15 protein-coding genes, 2 tRNA genes and 1 other RNA gene are annotated in these 16,150 nt (G+C 39.9%); 16 read left to right on the top strand and 2 right to left on the bottom strand.

Features of this window, described 5'->3' with window-relative positions; all coding sequences use genetic code 11:
• The first annotated feature begins 67 nt into the window (after positions 1-67).
• The 4 genes from rluD (at position 68) to MMY79_RS15220 (ending at position 4,037) form a co-directional block, all read left to right on the top strand.
• Positions 68-1,120, top strand: a complete 1,053-nt coding sequence (gene rluD, locus MMY79_RS15235; protein ID WP_252609941.1) for a 23S rRNA pseudouridine(1911/1915/1917) synthase RluD — start codon at positions 68-70, stop codon at positions 1,118-1,120.
• 10 nt (positions 1,121-1,130) lie between these two features.
• Complete coding sequence (gene pgeF / locus MMY79_RS15230; RefSeq protein WP_252609939.1) at positions 1,131-1,868, top strand: peptidoglycan editing factor PgeF; 738 nt, start codon at positions 1,131-1,133, stop codon at positions 1,866-1,868.
• Positions 1,869-2,060: 192 nt separating this feature from the next.
• Entirely contained in the window at positions 2,061-2,612 is a 552-nt protein-coding gene (locus MMY79_RS15225) for a flavodoxin family protein (protein ID WP_252609936.1), read from the top strand.
• A 153-nt stretch (positions 2,613-2,765) separates the two neighbouring features.
• Complete coding sequence (locus MMY79_RS15220; RefSeq protein WP_252609934.1) at positions 2,766-4,037, top strand: hypothetical protein; 1,272 nt, start codon at positions 2,766-2,768, stop codon at positions 4,035-4,037.
• Between the two features lie 51 nt (positions 4,038-4,088).
• On the opposite strand, the gene smpB is transcribed toward MMY79_RS15220, so the two are convergent.
• Positions 4,089-4,565: an SsrA-binding protein SmpB gene (gene smpB, locus MMY79_RS15215; RefSeq protein ID WP_004641603.1), complete on the bottom strand. Its 477-nt coding sequence runs from the start codon at positions 4,563-4,565 to the stop codon at positions 4,089-4,091.
• A gap of 134 nt (positions 4,566-4,699) precedes the next feature.
• Between smpB and coaD the strand changes: the two genes are divergently transcribed.
• From coaD to MMY79_RS15190, 5 genes are all read left to right on the top strand, one after another.
• A complete protein-coding gene (coaD, locus tag MMY79_RS15210; RefSeq protein WP_252609932.1) occupies positions 4,700-5,191 on the top strand; it encodes a pantetheine-phosphate adenylyltransferase in 492 nt (163 codons plus the stop codon).
• A 1-nt stretch (position 5,192) separates the two neighbouring features.
• On the top strand, positions 5,193-5,456 hold the full coding sequence (locus tag MMY79_RS15205; RefSeq protein ID WP_004794186.1) for a YfhL family 4Fe-4S dicluster ferredoxin: 264 nt from the start codon (positions 5,193-5,195) through the stop codon (positions 5,454-5,456).
• A gap of 27 nt (positions 5,457-5,483) precedes the next feature.
• Positions 5,484-5,839, top strand: an RNA gene (gene rnpB / locus MMY79_RS15200) — RNase P RNA component class A.
• Positions 5,840-5,902: 63 nt separating this feature from the next.
• A tRNA-Met gene (locus MMY79_RS15195) sits at positions 5,903-5,979 on the top strand.
• A 148-nt stretch (positions 5,980-6,127) separates the two neighbouring features.
• Positions 6,128-7,312 (top strand): porin, encoded by a 1,185-nt coding sequence (locus MMY79_RS15190; RefSeq protein ID WP_252609930.1) that lies wholly within the window; start codon positions 6,128-6,130, stop codon positions 7,310-7,312.
• A gap of 53 nt (positions 7,313-7,365) precedes the next feature.
• Here MMY79_RS15190 and MMY79_RS15185 read toward each other — a convergent pair whose 3' ends face one another.
• Entirely contained in the window at positions 7,366-8,346 is a 981-nt protein-coding gene (locus MMY79_RS15185; protein ID WP_252609928.1) for a LysR family transcriptional regulator, read from the bottom strand.
• A 103-nt stretch (positions 8,347-8,449) separates the two neighbouring features.
• Here MMY79_RS15185 and MMY79_RS15180 point away from each other — a divergent pair, with 103 nt between their 5' ends.
• From MMY79_RS15180 to MMY79_RS15150, 7 genes are all read left to right on the top strand, one after another.
• Positions 8,450-9,562 (top strand): tartrate dehydrogenase, encoded by a 1,113-nt coding sequence (locus MMY79_RS15180; protein WP_252609926.1) that lies wholly within the window; start codon positions 8,450-8,452, stop codon positions 9,560-9,562.
• A 26-nt stretch (positions 9,563-9,588) separates the two neighbouring features.
• Positions 9,589-11,235, top strand: coding sequence for a BCCT family carnitine transporter (locus MMY79_RS15175; RefSeq protein ID WP_252609924.1), 1,647 nt, complete (start codon positions 9,589-9,591; stop codon positions 11,233-11,235).
• A gap of 11 nt (positions 11,236-11,246) precedes the next feature.
• Positions 11,247-12,221: an alpha/beta hydrolase gene (locus MMY79_RS15170; protein ID WP_252609922.1), complete on the top strand. Its 975-nt coding sequence runs from the start codon at positions 11,247-11,249 to the stop codon at positions 12,219-12,221.
• Between the two features lie 42 nt (positions 12,222-12,263).
• A complete protein-coding gene (gene cntA / locus MMY79_RS15165) occupies positions 12,264-13,379 on the top strand; it encodes a carnitine monooxygenase subunit alpha (RefSeq protein ID WP_252609920.1) in 1,116 nt (371 codons plus the stop codon).
• A 62-nt stretch (positions 13,380-13,441) separates the two neighbouring features.
• A complete protein-coding gene (locus MMY79_RS15160; protein ID WP_252609918.1) occupies positions 13,442-14,893 on the top strand; it encodes an NAD-dependent succinate-semialdehyde dehydrogenase in 1,452 nt (483 codons plus the stop codon).
• A 47-nt stretch (positions 14,894-14,940) separates the two neighbouring features.
• The gene (cntB, locus tag MMY79_RS15155; protein ID WP_252609916.1) at positions 14,941-15,897 is read left to right on the top strand and encodes a carnitine monooxygenase, reductase subunit CntB; all 957 of its coding nucleotides are present in this window, start codon (positions 14,941-14,943) and stop codon (positions 15,895-15,897) included.
• 157 nt (positions 15,898-16,054) lie between these two features.
• Positions 16,055-16,131 (top strand) — tRNA-Met (locus MMY79_RS15150).
• Positions 16,132-16,150: the final 19 nt, after the last annotated feature.

Raw genomic sequence — 16,150 nt, 5'->3', positions numbered from 1 at the left:
ACTCCTCTGTTATGTTGGGCAATGAGCTACAATTGCGCTATTAAACCACTTTTATCTCAATGATCAAATGACTTCAGCACAATCTTCAAACACAAACTTATCTGAAACCGACTTCAATTTACTTGAAGATTCTGAGGATGCAGATAACCATACTTCTGATACAACTGCAACACGTTTATCGTTGCAAGTTCAGTTAGATGAAACCTATCTGGGACAACGCATCGATCAGGTTGCGGCCTTGGTGTGGAATGAGTTTTCACGTGAAAAGCTTAAACAATGGTTGAAGGATGGCCATCTGTTGGTGAATGGTAACATTGTCAAGCCTAAGCACCGTTGTGAAGGCACAGAGCTGCTTACACTCGAAGTTGAGCTCGAAGCACAAACCACAAGTCAACCTGAAAATATTCCACTTAATATTGTTTATGAAGATGACGATATTTTAGTCATTAATAAACCAGTTGGCATGGTAGTGCATCCAGGGGCTGGCAATAGTTCTGGAACTTTAGTAAATGCTTTGCTTTATCATTTCCCAAAATTGTCGGAACTGTCTCGTGCGGGTTTAGTACATCGTATTGATAAAGATACAAGCGGTTTGTTAGTTGTTGCCAAGAGCCTTGAAGCACAATTTTCCTTAAGTAAACAGTTGGCAAATAAATCGGTTTACCGCGTGTACGACTTAGTTGTTTATGGAAATATTATTGCTGGCGGTACGATTGATGAACCGATCAAACGTCATCCAGTTGACCGTGTAAAAATGGCGATTTTGCCGGGCGGACGAGATGCGGTGACCCACTATAATGTAAAAGAACGTTTTAAAGATTTTACCCGTGTGCAAGCTCGTCTTGAAACAGGTCGAACTCATCAGATTCGTGTGCATTTTAGTTATATCGGTTATGGACTGATCGGTGATCAGATTTATATGAACCGTGTACGTGTACCAGCAGGGGCGTCTGAATTACTCATTGATACTTTGCGTGGTTTTAAACACCAAGCATTGCATGCAGCTAAATTGGGCTTAAAACACCCTCGCACTGGTGAAGAAATGCTATTTGAAGCACCGTGGCCTGAAGATTTTACACATTTAGTGGATGTGTTACGTTCAGAAAACGCTGCATATTAAGGACGCGTATATGGAATTTGTTCAAGGTTTACCTCAAGGCGTATATGTAGGACAGACACGTGTTCAACATCCTTTAACATTAGCAACGGATCAACATGAGCTTTCTGGCTTTAATCTGGCTTTACATGTTAATGATGAGGCAAAACGTGTTCAGCAACATCGCATGATATTGCTAGATGAGTTTGCTAAGTTCGGTGTTAAAAAAATGACATGGATGACTCAAACTCATAGTACGATTTGCCATACAGTAAATGAACAAATTCCTTTTAAGGCTTTAATTGGTGATGGTTTGGTCACTCAAACCAAAGGTCATGCTTTAATGATGATGACCGCTGATTGCTTACCTATTGTGTTAGGAAATGCTGAAGGTACCGAAGTCGCAAACTTGCACGCAGGTTGGCGTGGTTTAGCTGGTGGAATTGTTGAAAACACAATTGCTGCTATGCAGAATCCCCCAGCTTGGGCGTGGTTAGGAGCTGCGATTAGCCAACCTTGTTTTGAAATTGGGGCTGAAGTAAAGGCTGCTTTTTGTGACAAGTATCCTGAGTTGGAAGCAGCTTTTGTTGAGGGGGCAGTTTCAAATAAATTTCATGCAGATTTATATGCAATTGCACGTTTTATTTTGCAGAGTCTAGGTGTGAAACAGGTTTTAGGCGGAGACCAATGCTCTTATAAACAAAACGATGAATATTTTTCTTATCGTCGTGATGCGAAGACTGGGCGTATGGCTACCTTTGCTTTTATATAAGCTTTATAAAAGTGCGTAAAATCACTCTCTTATTTTGTAGTCATTAAACAAAGTAAGAGAGTTTTTATTGAACTTAACGTTATTAGGATTGTGAAGTGTATTCATATGCTTCGATTTCATATTTATAGATGTAGGTTTAGCAAGCGCTAATAAAATGATAAAATAGAAAAAATCGCTCAAAATTTTAATCTTATGTCTTTGCCTGAAAAACATCTCTCAATTGTTTACCACAGTCCATATGGTCATACCGCTAAGGTAGCGTTTGCTATTGCTGCTGGTGCAGAGGTGATGGGGGTGAAAGTACACTTAATGAATATTGAGCATATTGATTGGGACGCGCTTGATGCATCACAAGGCATTATTTTCGGATCACCTACCTATATGGGAAGTATGACTGCCGATTTTAAAAAATTTATGGACAGTACTTCTAAACGTTGGAAAGAACGTGTGTGGCAAGGCAAACTTGCGGCTGGCTTTGCAAATTCGGGTGGATTAAGTGGCGATAAACTCGCGGTATTACAACAATTAAATATTTTTGCCATGCAACATGGCATGCTTTGGTCAGGTTTACCTTTAATGACGACAGGGCATAGTGAAAAAGATTTAAACCGACTATCGAGTTGTTTAGGTTTAATGACCCAGTCAGATAATGCCCCTGTTGAAATTACTCCTCCACAAGGCGATTTAGATACTGCTAAATGGTTTGGTGAGTATATTGCTGGGCTGCTTTATCGAATAAGTTAAAATAAGTTTTTGATTTTATTTTAATAAATATTTAGTTCTTACTCTAATTACAAAAACGTTGTATTTTTTTTGTTCTTTTTTGATTATTTTTTACCAAATGGTTTATTTGGACAGTGATGTCCAAAACTTAATAAATAAAAAAATGGAATAATCATGAAAATTTTTTTAACAGCTCTTTGTCTAAGTTGGGCTACTTTAAGCTATGCCAATTTAGAACCTGCAAATCTTGTTCCACTCACTGATTCAGAACTTTCTAAAGTTGAAGCTCAGGCATTATTTTCATTTACATATACAGACCCAAAACAAGCTGATGCTTCGATGAATCAGCAAAATATTGGCTTTTATAAATTAGGTTTAGAGGCTAATCTTGAACTAAATGCCAATGTTAATAAGTTGCAATTAGGGTGTGGCGGAGTAAACGGTTCAGGTGGGTGTGATATTGATATTGATAACTTAAGTTTAAGTGGTTTAAGCGATACAAGTGAGGGTCGAGCTTCATCTTCGGCTGTTTTTAGTAATCCATTTATTGAATTTGCAATTAAAAATCCAGACAGCGCAGCTTTGAGAGAAATTAAAGGTTTTCGATTGAGTGCTGAAAAGGTTGTGGGCTTATTGACTATGGGACTTGAAAACTCAGAAACACCAAATGGAATTAATAGCTTAAGTGGTTATTTGAAAATTAAAGATACCACAGGTTTAGCTTATACTGCTGCCCGTAATATGTCTTATCAAGATACAGGAAAGACCATTGATGGGACTGTTAATGCATGTATCGGAATTTGTATTCCTTTAGGATTTAATTCGTCTGATTATAATTTGCAATTGCAACAGACCACTGCACCTATTGTGATCAACGGGCAAGTTATATCTGGTTCACGAATGAATAATGTCATGCTGAACGGGGTAGCAAATATCGATCAGCTTAACTTCTCTGGAGATCTGAAAGCTTCTATTAATGCTGCACTTGGCCTATTAAATTTACAAAAAAATGTAACAGGTAGCATTACTGGATTAAGAGCAGCACTCACAGTTGATCAAAATTTAGGATTTATTCATAAAATTGAATTAAACAATCCTTTCTCACTTTCTTTGCAAGGCCAACAAATATTTTGGCCTGGTGCAGATGCAGCAGCAGAACGGGGGTGGTGGATGGCTTTTGATGATGAAATTGATATTGGCAGCGTGACGCCAAGTAAGCAAATTGAAATAACTAATGACGTTTTAAAGCAGGTGGTAGGTCCAATTAGTGGTTATTTAACTGCAAACCCAGTGAGATGTAATCTTTTAAATTGTTTGTTTGGTGAAGACTTAGCAGTTGGTGAGGTTAAATTACCCAATACGATTGTGAATTTCCCATTGAAAGATTTACAGCTTAAAAATCAATCTTTTGCGCCAAACTGTTATGGCAATTTAACATTCTGCTAAATTCAAAGTGACATAAAAAAACCTTTAAAGTTAACTTTAAAGGTTTTTTTATTACTTATGAAATATACGAGCTTTATCACGTTGCCAGTCACGGTCTTTTTCAGTTGCGCGTTTGTCATGAAGCTGTTTACCTTTCACAAGCGCAATTTCTAGTTTAACTAAATGACCTTTCCAATAACATGCTAAAGGAACGCATGAGTAGCCTTTCTGGTTAACTGCACCCATCAGATGTTCAAGTTGACGTCGGGAGAGCAACAACTTGCGGGTACGTGTTGCTTCAGGTACAACATGGGTCGAAGCCGATAATAAAGGCTGAATTTGTGAGCCAAGTAAAAATGCTTCGCCATTTTTGAAAATCACATAACTCTCTGTCAAAGTCATGCGCCCAGCACGTAAGGATTTTACTTCCCAACCTTGAAGTGACATGCCTGCTTCAAATTTTTCTTCGATAAAATAATCATGACGGGCACGTTTATTTTGTGCGATTGTTCCGCCATTATGTTTCTTTACTACTGTTGCTTTCGCCATAATTCAAACTTCCACAATTATGCCTATTGTGCCGTAAACTGATGCTAAGGTGAAGTTTTTCCTGCACATGAATATTTCGCCTCATGTATAACTTTTGCTAAAATAGGTTCACAATACAATTAGAGTGCTAGCGGATGTCTAAAACGCGTGTAATTTATCCTGGAACATTTGACCCCATCACGAATGGACACGTTGATTTAGTTACTAGAGCATCAAGAATGTTTGATGAAGTTGTAGTAGCAATTGCAATTGGACATCATAAGAACCCTTTGTTCAGTCTAGAAGAAAGAGTTGAACTGGCCCAAACATCATTAAGCCATCTATCAAATGTTGAATTTGTCGGCTTTGATGGTTTACTGGTTAATTTTTTCAGAGAGCAAAAAGCAACAGCAGTACTTCGTGGTTTAAGAGCGGTTTCTGATTTTGAATATGAATTTCAACTTGCCAATATGAACCGTCAACTTGACTCACATTTTGAAGCGGTGTTTTTAACACCATCTGAGCAGTATTCATTTATTTCTTCGACATTGATTCGGGAAATTGCTCGTTTAAAAGGGGATGTAACCAAGTTTGTTCCGCAAGCTGTGGTTGAGGCCTTTGAACGTAAACATCAACAAGGTTGGTAACGTGTCGTTATATATCACCGATGAATGCATAAACTGTGATGTTTGTGAACCAGTTTGCCCGAATGAAGCAATTTTTATGGGTGAAGTGATTTATGAAATTCATCCAGATTTGTGTACTGAGTGCGTTGGTCATCATGACCAACCACAATGTCAGTTGTTTTGTCCTGTAGATTGTATTCCTAAAGATCCACAGCATGAGGAAACTGAAGAACAGCTCTTCGACAAATATAAAAAATTGATTGCTCAAAAAAGCACGAGCAATTAGTAAATAAATTTGTTAATATGCGCCCCTGAAGTGAGCTGGATGGTCGCTGCTGTGGAGGTCTTCGTGACTGAAGCAGGGGAGGAAAGTCCGGGCTTCATAGGGCAGGGTGCCAGGTAACGCCTGGGCGGTGAAAGCCGACGGAAAGTGCAGCAGAGAGTAGACCGCCTCATTCGTGAGGTAAGGGTGAAAGGGTGCGGTAAGAGCGCACCGCGTGTCTGGTAACAGTTCACGGCATGGTAAACCCCACCAGAAGCAAGACCAAATAGGAATCCTGAGGTACGGCCCGTACTGGATTCGGGTAGGTCGCTTGAGCGTATGAGTGATTGTACGCCTAGAGGAATGACCATCCTCGACAGAACCCGGCTTATAGGCTCACTTCACCTAATTTATTTAAAATTTTTCTTGACGTGCATTAAAGAAACTAAGATAATGCGCGCACAGTTTTCGGCTATGTAGCTCAGTTGGTTAGAGCACCGCACTCATAATGCGGGGGTCACAAGTTCAAGTCTCGTCATAGCCACCATTTTATAGACCACGCTCCTGCGTGGTCTTTTTTTATGCTCATTTTTTGATTAAACACAGTTTGTAAAGACCGACTTTATAGTTGTGGCATTGTTTGTCTACGTCAATTTCTTCATGTTCTTATAACACTTAACAAGGATGTTGAAGACATGAAAAGGTCATTATTATTTTTAGGGATTTTAAGTTTAACTGCTGGAGCGCAAGTCTCTGCGGCTGATTTGAGTTGGGGAGATCCAACTTTAGACTCGGGTCAATTTAAAGTTTCTGGCGCGATACGCTCCCGCTATTTACATAAAGATTATGTAGTTGGTGCAAATGAAGGTTCTCAAAATGATGACTGGCGGCTAACTGATATTAAATTAGTGTTAGGTTATGAAAATCCAGATTGGATTGCAGGGGCGGATGCCCGTTGTTATCAATATGATCGCTTATGCGATGCAATTTTTCTAAAAAAAGCATGGGTAGGTTATAAGTTATCTGACCAGCAGAGCATCACGGCAGGCTTGCAACCCGTTGATTTTGGTTTTGGTGAATTTTGGGGTAGTAGTTATTACGAAACACTTTTAAATACAGTTGGTTTAGAAGATATCGATAATTTGGGTATCAAATATAAATTTGCAGATGATAAATATAATTTGACCTTAGGTTTTTATCCAACGGATGGGGGGAATTATAAGGGAACTTCAAAGGACTCAAGCCGTTACAGTGGTAATTTTGTTGAAGCTGATGATTTGACCAATGGTACCAATATTGAAGAAAAGAATATGTGGATTGCGAGAGCATCTAGAAAATTTGAGATTGATAAGACTCAAAAATTTTCGACTGAGTTAGGTGGTTCAGTTTGGTACTCCGATTTAGAAAATAAAAGAACAGATGTAGATGGTCACCGTAAATCATGGAATGTCTTTGCTCAAACGCAATATCAAGCATGGCAATGGATGTTCTTGGCAGGTAAACAAGATGTGACCAATGGCGATGATTTATTTCCAAATAGTTCAACGATTGGTGCATTCGACTATTTATATCAAGTCGCGAATAAAGGTAAGTATTTGGTCAATGAAATTAACTATACCTTTGCTCAGCCATTCCATCAGATTGAAAACATTAAACCGTATATATCTCATAGCCGCTTTTTTAAAGATGAGGATGGCTATAAAGACTCTGAACGTTTAATTGCAGGGGTTTATTTTAATTACAAAGCCATTGGTATTCAGGGTGAATATATTATGAGTAAAAATGACCCAATGGTTGGCGGTGGGGCTGATGGCCTTGCACAAGGTAGTAGCAATGACTGGGATAAATTATTTTATCTATCAATTGGATATTATTTCTAAAATTTAAGAGCAATTTATTGCCCTAAGTGAATAGGCTTCACTTAGGGTTTTTTTTATAGAAAGACTTTTTCAGGCGGAGGTTCACGTTTGACTGCCGGAGACACGAGTTGCCCTCGGCTTAAGTTTTGCACATGCTGTAAACGATTAAGTAATTCATTTTGAATGAACAAAATGCAAGTTTGTAATTTAGATGAGCTTTTGAGCCGTGATGGATAAACTGCCCAAACGTCCGCATCTTGCCAATATTCAGGCAAAATATGTTGGAGTTGACCTGTAATCAGTTCATCTGCAACATCCCAAATCGAACGGAAAATAATGCCGTGGCCTTCTATGGCAAGCTGATGAATAATTTCGCCGTTATTAGAAACAAAGCGTGGTTTGACATGAACTGAGACATCTTCAGAAGCATGTCTAAATTTCCAAAGTACCGAAGATTGATCACGCTCACTGATGGTCAAACAGTCATGTGATTGTAAGTCCTCAATGCTATCTGGTACGCCGTGCTTAAGTAAATAACTCGGTGCTGCACATAAAATCCGAAAATTTGAAGCCAACTTCTTCGCAATCATATTCGGCGCAATTTCATTACCAATTCTAATATCCAAATCAATACTATGTTGAATCAAGTCCTTGGTATTGTCGATGGTGTCAAAATGGATCTGAAGCTTTGGATAAAGCATCATTAATTTAGACAGAATTGGTGCGATATGCTTTCTGCCAAAACCAAAGCTACTAATAATATCCATACGACCCGTAGGCGTACTAAGCGGGTTATTGACCAGTTCACAGACTTCATCAAATTCTTCAAGAATATTTGAAACTCTCTCAAGGATGAGTTTGCCATCTTCCGTCAGGCTGACATGACGCGTGCTGCGATGAAAAAGTTTGCAGCTTAAGGTGTTTTCTAAAATATTAATTCGCTTGCTAATAAAAGCTGGCGATGTCCCAAGTTCCTCGGCAGATTCGACAAAACTTTTTAGTTTGGCGACTGTGCAAAAAACCTTTAAATCCGATAGGTTAGGTAGATTATTCACGATCCGTGTCCATTGGAGTGATAGTTCCGTTATTGATCATTTTCGCTTAAAACATCATGTTTAAGCCATACAAGGATATTAGTCGAAGGTGTGAAGGATGCTTATGGCAAAAAGATATAAAGTTGCCACGATTGCAGGCGATGGCATTGGTTTAGAAGTTCTACCAGAAGGCATTAAGGTTGTAAAGGCAGCAGCAGAGAAGCATGGCATTGAGCTTCAGTTAGATGCTTTCGATTGGGCAAGCTGCGATTACTACCTTGAGCACGGCAAAATGATGCCAGATGACTGGTTTGAAACCTTACAAGGTTACGATGCAATTTATTTTGGTGCTGTAGGCTGGCCAGATAAAGTGCCTGATCATATTTCACTTTGGGGTTCGCTGCTCCAGTTCCGCCGTCGCTTTGACCAATATGTGAATTTACGTCCAGTGCGCTTAATGCCTGGTGTGAAATGTCCATTAGTAGGTAAAAAACCGGGCGATATCGATTTTTATGTGGTTCGTGAAAATAGTGAAGGGGAATACTCAGCTATTGGTGGTAAAGCTTTTGAAGGAACAGACAGAGAGTTTGTTTTACAAGAGGCTGTATTTACACGTCATGGTGTAGATCGCATTTTGCGTTATGCATTTGAGTTTGCAAATCAACGTGAAGCGAAAAAAATTACAGCAGCGACCAAATCAAATGGTATTGCGGTCAGCATGCCGTATTGGGATGAACGCGTTGACGCGATGGCAAAACAATATCCACAAATTCAGGCCGATAAACAGCATGTTGATATTTTAGCGGCTCGTTTTGTGTTGCAGCCTGAGCGTTTTGATGTGGTTGTGGCATCGAATTTATTTGGTGACATTCTTTCTGATTTAGGGCCTGCATGTACAGGAACTATTGGTTTAGCTGCTTCGGCAAATTTAAACCCAGAAAGAAAATTCCCATCATTGTTTGAACCTGTACATGGTTCAGCACCAGATATTTACGGTAAACAAATTGCCAATCCAATCGCTGCGATTTGGTCGGGTGCCATGATGTTCGAATTCTTTGGTGAAGAAGACGAACGCTGCATTCAAGCAGGTCAGGATATTATGCAGGCGATTGAGAATGTCTTAATTAATGGGCCAAAAACAGCCGATATCGGCGGTCAGGCAAAAACTTATGAGGTAGGAGATGCAATTGCATCGTATGTAGCCCAAATTAAAATGGACGTGTTCGCTATGGAATAACGCCATCCAAAAATGGATGTAGGGATATGGATAATCAAAACACAAAAATTTATACGGATAAAGTTCTTGCCGTAACCAGTTTACTGTTTGTATTTATTTCAGTTGCTGGTTTGGCGATTTATTCGCAAGAGTCGATAAAGATTGCTGCAACATGGATGCAGTGGACGACATCAGTATTTACAACCCCAGTATTACTGTTTGCTTTTTTAGCCATCATTTTTACTTTTGGTTTGGCCTTTAGTAAATATGGAAAAATCAAATTAGGTGAAGGGAAACCTCAATACACCACGATGTCATGGATTTTTATGTTCATCTTGTCAGGTATTGGGTCTTCTACACTGTACTGGGGCTTTTTAGACTGGGCTTACTATTATCAAACTCCGGGTTTGAGTCTACCGCCTGAGTCAGCAGCAGCATTGAAATATAGCGTGGCTTACTCATTTTTTCATTCAGGTTTAAGTGCTTGGGCAATTTATGCATTGGCGTCAATTTCTTTGTGCTACAGCTATCACGTGCGAAAAAACAAAGGATTAAGTTTGGCTTCCGTGATTGAGGCTGTAACAGGCTTTAAATCAACAGGCGTGGTTGGACGTTTGGTCGACCTCATGTTCTTGCTTTGCATGTTTGGTGCATTGACGATTTCGTTAGTACTCACCGCCGTGACATTTACCAATATTTTGTCTCAACTCACTGGTATCCCAAATACCTTTATGACCAAGGTCATCATTATTTTGGGCGTTTCAGTTGTGTTTGCGCTTAGCTCTTATGTGGGCATGGACAAAGGTATGCAGCGTTTAAGCCATTTGGTGTGCTTGGGTGTTGTGTTATTTGCGATCTATGTATTGTGCTTTGGTCCGACTCAATTCATTTTGAATAATTCATTAATGAGTTTCGGGTTAATGGCAACCAACTTTGTTGATATGAGCTTGTTTACCGACCCAATGGGTGATGGCAAGTTTACCCGCGAATGGACTGTATTTTACTGGTTGTGGTGGATTTCATATGCACCGGGTGTGGCATTGTTCGTAACTCGTGTTTCGAAAGGCCGTACGATTAAAGAAGTGATCTTTGCCATGGTAATTGGCGGTAGTGTCGGTCTTTGGTTCATCTTTGGAGTATTTGAAAACTACAGCGTTTATAGCTTCATTCATGGGGCTGTAAATGTACCGCAAATCTTAAGCCAACAAGGTGGTGAAGTTGCGATTGGACAATTGCTTAGCCTATTACCTGCCGGAAAGCTGATGATGTGGATTTTCCTCGGCATTATGGTGGTGTTCTTAGCGGCACACATGGATGCGGTTGGGTATGCTGTTTCGGCAACATGTACACGTGGTTTAAGTGAAGGACAAGATCCATCGCCAAATGCACGTCTGTTCTGGTGTGTAATGCTGACTTTAGTTCCAATTGCCATGATCTTTAGTAAAGCGCCTTTGGACACCATGAAAACAGCAACCATTGTGACGGCTTTACCATTCATCGTGATTATTCTGATTCAAACCTATGGCTTAGTGAAATGGCTCATTCAGGATTATGCCAAAGTCCCATCGCATTTAATTGAGCAACAAGGTTATGATGATCAGGAAATTGGTTTAAACCAATCTCAAGATGAACATGCAAAAAGGATGCAGCTTGAGCTTGCAAGCTCAATCAAACTGGATAGAAAAACCAGCTAGAGGGAACGGTAATGACTACATGTGAACAGACCACTTATGCCTTAAGTGAAGAAATGCAAAGCCTTGTGTATTGGAGCAGCATTTATTCACCAGCAGATGCAGATATTGATTCAGTCCGTGCGGCCTATGACGCAATGTGCCGACACTACACTTTGCCTCGTGATGGAAAGATCGAAGTGGAAGATCGCTTTGTTGCAAATGATGAGCATCAAGTTCCTGTTCGCGTGTATTTACCAAAAACAAATCGACCTGAGTCAGGTTGGCCGTGTGTGCTGTATCTACATGGCGGTGGTTGGATGGTCGGTGGGCTCGATTCACATGAGTTTATTACCAGCTATTTGTGTCAGGACTTAAATGCAGTTGTCATTAGCGTAGATTACCGCATGGCACTAGAACATCGCTTTCCGGCGGCTTATGAAGATGGTTTAGCAGTTTATCAATGGCTTAAGCAGCATGGTTCAGCTTGGCAGATCAATAGCGAAAATATCGTTCTAGCAGGTGATAGTGCAGGTGGTAATTTAGCAGCAGCCCTTGCGGTGGAACTACAGCATAGTGGTTTTCAAGCTCAAGGTCTGGCTTTGGTTTATCCGTGTTTAAACACAGCATTTGACACCCCAGCTGCACAAAAGCATGCACATGCACCGTTATTAACAACGGAAGATATGCATTTTTATTTAAAAGAATATGCACCGAACTCACAAGATTGGCAGGATTTACGTCTAGCGCCTTTATTGGTAAAGGATTTTTCAGATATACCTATGAGTTTCGTAGCAGTTGCAGAGTATGACCCTTTAAGTGATGACGGTTATCTCTTTACCCAAAAATTGGAACAAGCAGGAATCCCGAGCGAGTTTCATTTAGGCAAAGGTTTATTACATGGCAGTTTACGTCTCATGCGTGACTGCCCAGAAGTTCAACAGTTATATCAAAACATGCTGAGTGCGATACGTCGCATGTTTGGCAGTGTCGAAAAGATATCAACTTAATATCGAGTCATTTGGACGAAAAGAATTTAATGGAGTAATAACATGAGTGCAGTTGAAAAATTACCTGAAGATTTTTGTGCAAACCCAGATGTTGCATGGACTTTTCCTAAAGTTTTCTATACTTCATCTCAAGTTTTTGAGCATGAGAAAGAAGCAATCTTTGCTAAAAGCTGGATTTGTGTTGCACATGGTAGTGAGTTAGCACAGCCGAACGACTATATCACCCGTAAAGTAATTGGTGAAAATATTGTCATCATTCGTGGTAAAGATAGTGTTTTACGAGCTTTTTATAATGTATGTCCACACCGTGGTCACGAACTTTTAAGTGGCAGTGGTAAAGCAAAAAATGTAATTACTTGCCCATACCATGCTTGGACTTTCAAGCTAGATGGTAGTTTGGCTTTAGCACGTAACTGTGACCATGTTGAATCTTTCGATAAAGAAAACTCAAGTATGGTTCCTTTAAAAGTTGAGGAATATGCAGGCTTTGTATTCATTAATATGGATGAAAATGCGACTTGCGTAGAAGATCAGCTTACAGGCTTTGCTGAACGTTTAAATCAAGCATGTAGTGTAATTAAAGATTTAAAATTGGCTGCACGCTTTGTGACAGAAACGCCAGCAAACTGGAAAGTAATTGTTGATAACTACATGGAATGCTACCACTGTGGACCAGCGCATCCGGGCTTTGCTGACTCAGTACAAGTTGATAAATACTGGCATACCACACATCAAAACTGGACTTTACAGTATGGTTTTGCGCGTTCATCAGAAAAGTCGTTCAAGCTTGATCCATCAGTAACAGATCCTGAGTTTCATGGTTTCTGGACTTGGCCTTGTACTATGTTCAACGTACCACCAGGCAGCAATTTCATGACTGTCATCTACGAGTTCCCCGTAGATGCAGAAACGACCTTGCAACATTACGATATTTACTTCACCAACGAAGAACTCACTCAAGATCAGAAAGACTTAATTGAATGGTATCGCAATGTATTCCGTCCTGAAGATTTGAACTTGGTAGAAAGCGTGCAACGTGGTTTGAAATCACGTGGTTATCGTGGTCAAGGCCGTATCATGACTGACAAGCAACGCTCTGGCATCAGTGAGCATGGTATCGCTTACTTCCAAAATTTAGTGGCGCAGCATCACAAATAAAACAAATGGATTTATTCAGGTGTAAAGATGTTTACACCTGATTCTTCAATTAGGAAGATGATATGTCGAGTTTACAAAGCACTGAATTATTTCAGCAACAAGCCTATATTAATGGGCAATGGCTAGCTGCACAGTCAAATGCAACGGTTCCAGTGACTAACCCTGCAACAGGTGAGGAAATTGGCACAATTCCAAATATGGGAGTGGTTGAAGCTACACAAGCAGTCGAAGCGGCATATACGGCTTTGCAAAGTTGGAAAGCTTTAACTGCTCAAAACCGTGCAGATATTTTATTGGCTTGGTACAAACTAGTTCTAGATCATGCCGATGAACTTGCTCTCATTATGACTATTGAACAAGGCAAACCTTTGGCAGAAGCGAAAGGTGAGGTGCGTTATGCTGCATCATTTATTCAATGGTTTGCCGAAGAAGGCAAGCGTATTTATGGTGATGTGATTCCAACCGTAAATAATCAACAGCGTTTTATTATTAGCAAAGAACCTGTGGGTGTGGTGGCTGCTATTACGCCGTGGAATTTCCCAATCGCCATGATTACCCGTAAAGCAGCTCCCGCTTTAGCAGCAGGGTGTACGGTTGTCATTAAGCCTGCGAATGAAACACCTTACTGTGCATTAGCGATTGCGAAACTTGCAGAAAAAGCAGGTATTCCAGCGGGTGTGATTAATGTTGTTACTGGTAAATCTCAGGAAATTGGTTCGGTATTTACTTCACATGAAAAAGTGAAAAAATTGACCTTTACTGGCTCAACACCAGTGGGGCGTTTATTGATGCAGCAGTGCTCAAGTACCATTAAAAAATTAGCGCTTGAGTTAGGCGGTAATGCACCTCTGATTGTGTTTGATGATGCCGATTTAGATAAAGCTGTACAAGGCGCGATTTTTGCCAAGTTCCGTAATGCAGGACAAACTTGTGTTTGTGCTAACCGCATTTATGTGCACGACAATATTTATCAAGCTTTTGCTGAGAAGTTTGTTAAAGAAGTACAAAAGTTTAAAGTTGGTAATGGACTTGAAGATGGCGTGCAAATTGGCCCATTAATTAATGAAAAAGCAGTGTTAAAAGCACAGCAGTTAATTGATGATGCGGTGAGCAAAGGGGCTAAGGTTGTTTGTGGCGGTAAACAACATGCTTTAGGTCAAACCTTTTATGAACCCTCAGTTCTAACGAACGTTGACCGTACGATGGAAATTGTTCAAGAAGAAATTTTTGGCCCAGTTGCACCCCTTATTCGTTTTACAGATGAGGCAGATGTCGTTGCTCAAGCCAATGACACCATTTTCGGTTTGGCAGCTTATGTTTATAGCGAAAATATTTCACGTTTATGGCGAGTGTCAGAACAACTTGAATATGGAATGGTCGGTATGAATGCCACAGCAATTTCAAATGAAGTTGTACCATTCGGGGGTGTGAAGCAATCAGGTGTTGGGCGTGAAGGCTCAAAGTATGGTCTTGAAGAATTCATGACCATTAAATACATGTGTTTAGGGCTTTAAGGATAAGCCCTAACAACAAGAATATGCGGTAAAAGAAGGATTCTAATATGGCTAGTCATTATGAAATGTTCCCGGCAGTTGTTACTCATGTGGAACAGCTAACCCCTTTAATCAAACGGTTTACGTTCAAACGTCAAGATGGGCAGAACTTTCCTCGATTTAGTGGGGGAAGCCATATTATTGTCAAAATGAATGAACAACTTTCCAATGCTTATTCATTGATGAGTTGTATGCAAGACCTATCGACTTACCAAGTTTGCGTTCGTAAGGATGCTGAAGGTAAGGGTGGTTCGGTTTTTATGCATGATCAGTGCCATGAAGGCTGTGAAATTCAGATTTCAGAACCAAAAAATTTATTTCCATTAGCTGAGACAGGCAATAAACATATCTTAATTGCAGGCGGTATTGGTATTACGCCATTCTTACCTCAAATGGATGAGCTTGTAGCACGTGGTGCAGATTTTGAACTACATTATGCTTATCGTTCTCCTGAGCATGCGGCTTTGTTAGATGAGCTCAAGCAAAAACATGTAGATCATGTATTTAGTTATGTTGACTCAGAAGGTTGCGCATTAAATTTGGATGAACTGATTTCTTCGCAACCCAAAGGTACACATGTTTATGTATGTGGTCCTAAGCCTATGATTGATGCTGTGATTGATTGTTGTAACAAGCATCGATACCGAGATGAATACATACATTGGGAACAATTTGCTTCAACAGTTCCTGAAGATGGCGAAGCATTTACAGTACTACTTGCTAAGTCTAATCAGGAAATTGAAGTACAAAGTAATCAGACTATTTTACAAGCTATCGAAACATTAAATATTGATGTGGAATGCTTATGCCGAGAAGGGGTTTGCGGTACATGCGAAACTGCTATTTTAGAAGGTGAAGCAGAACATTTCGATCAATACCTCAGTGATGCCGAAAAGGCTTCACAAAAGAGCATGATGATTTGTGTATCTAGAGCAAAAGGTAAAAAATTGGTATTGGATCTTTAATATATTTCTTTGGCTGATCAATTGTTTAAAGTGAAAACTTGCTAAAAAATGAACAAATAGTGGTGATCTGAATCTTATTTGTTCATTTGGTGGAATTTAATGGTTTTGAACTCTTGACCTGTTATGTAGAACTATAGATAATGCGCACACAGTTTACGGCTATGTAGCTCAGTTGGTTAGAGCACCGCACTCATAATGCGGGGGTCACAAGTTCAAGTCTCGTCATAGCCACCATTTTAAAAACCATGCTCAT

The sequence above is a fragment of the Acinetobacter sp. XS-4 genome, from assembly GCF_023920705.1.
In the GTDB taxonomy this organism is placed as follows: Bacteria; Pseudomonadota; Gammaproteobacteria; order Pseudomonadales; family Moraxellaceae; genus Acinetobacter.
This window is presented reverse-complemented; position numbering and strand designations above follow the sequence as displayed.

Coding starts and splice junctions, on each gene's coding strand:
- MMY79_RS15225 (WP_252609936.1), top strand. CDS start 2,061: ATGTCTTTGCCTGAAAAACATCTCTCAATTGTTTACCACAGTCCATAT.
- MMY79_RS15175 (WP_252609924.1), top strand. CDS start 9,589: ATGGATAATCAAAACACAAAAATTTATACGGATAAAGTTCTTGCCGTA.
- MMY79_RS15170 (WP_252609922.1), top strand. CDS start 11,247: ATGACTACATGTGAACAGACCACTTATGCCTTAAGTGAAGAAATGCAA.
- MMY79_RS15160 (WP_252609918.1), top strand. CDS start 13,442: ATGTCGAGTTTACAAAGCACTGAATTATTTCAGCAACAAGCCTATATT.
- rluD (WP_252609941.1), top strand. CDS start 68: ATGACTTCAGCACAATCTTCAAACACAAACTTATCTGAAACCGACTTC.
- MMY79_RS15180 (WP_252609926.1), top strand. CDS start 8,450: ATGGCAAAAAGATATAAAGTTGCCACGATTGCAGGCGATGGCATTGGT.
- cntA (WP_252609920.1), top strand. CDS start 12,264: ATGAGTGCAGTTGAAAAATTACCTGAAGATTTTTGTGCAAACCCAGAT.
- coaD (WP_252609932.1), top strand. CDS start 4,700: ATGTCTAAAACGCGTGTAATTTATCCTGGAACATTTGACCCCATCACG.
- pgeF (WP_252609939.1), top strand. CDS start 1,131: ATGGAATTTGTTCAAGGTTTACCTCAAGGCGTATATGTAGGACAGACA.
- MMY79_RS15190 (WP_252609930.1), top strand. CDS start 6,128: ATGAAAAGGTCATTATTATTTTTAGGGATTTTAAGTTTAACTGCTGGA.
- cntB (WP_252609916.1), top strand. CDS start 14,941: ATGGCTAGTCATTATGAAATGTTCCCGGCAGTTGTTACTCATGTGGAA.
- smpB (WP_004641603.1), bottom strand. CDS start 4,565: ATGGCGAAAGCAACAGTAGTAAAGAAACATAATGGCGGAACAATCGCA.
- MMY79_RS15220 (WP_252609934.1), top strand. CDS start 2,766: ATGAAAATTTTTTTAACAGCTCTTTGTCTAAGTTGGGCTACTTTAAGC.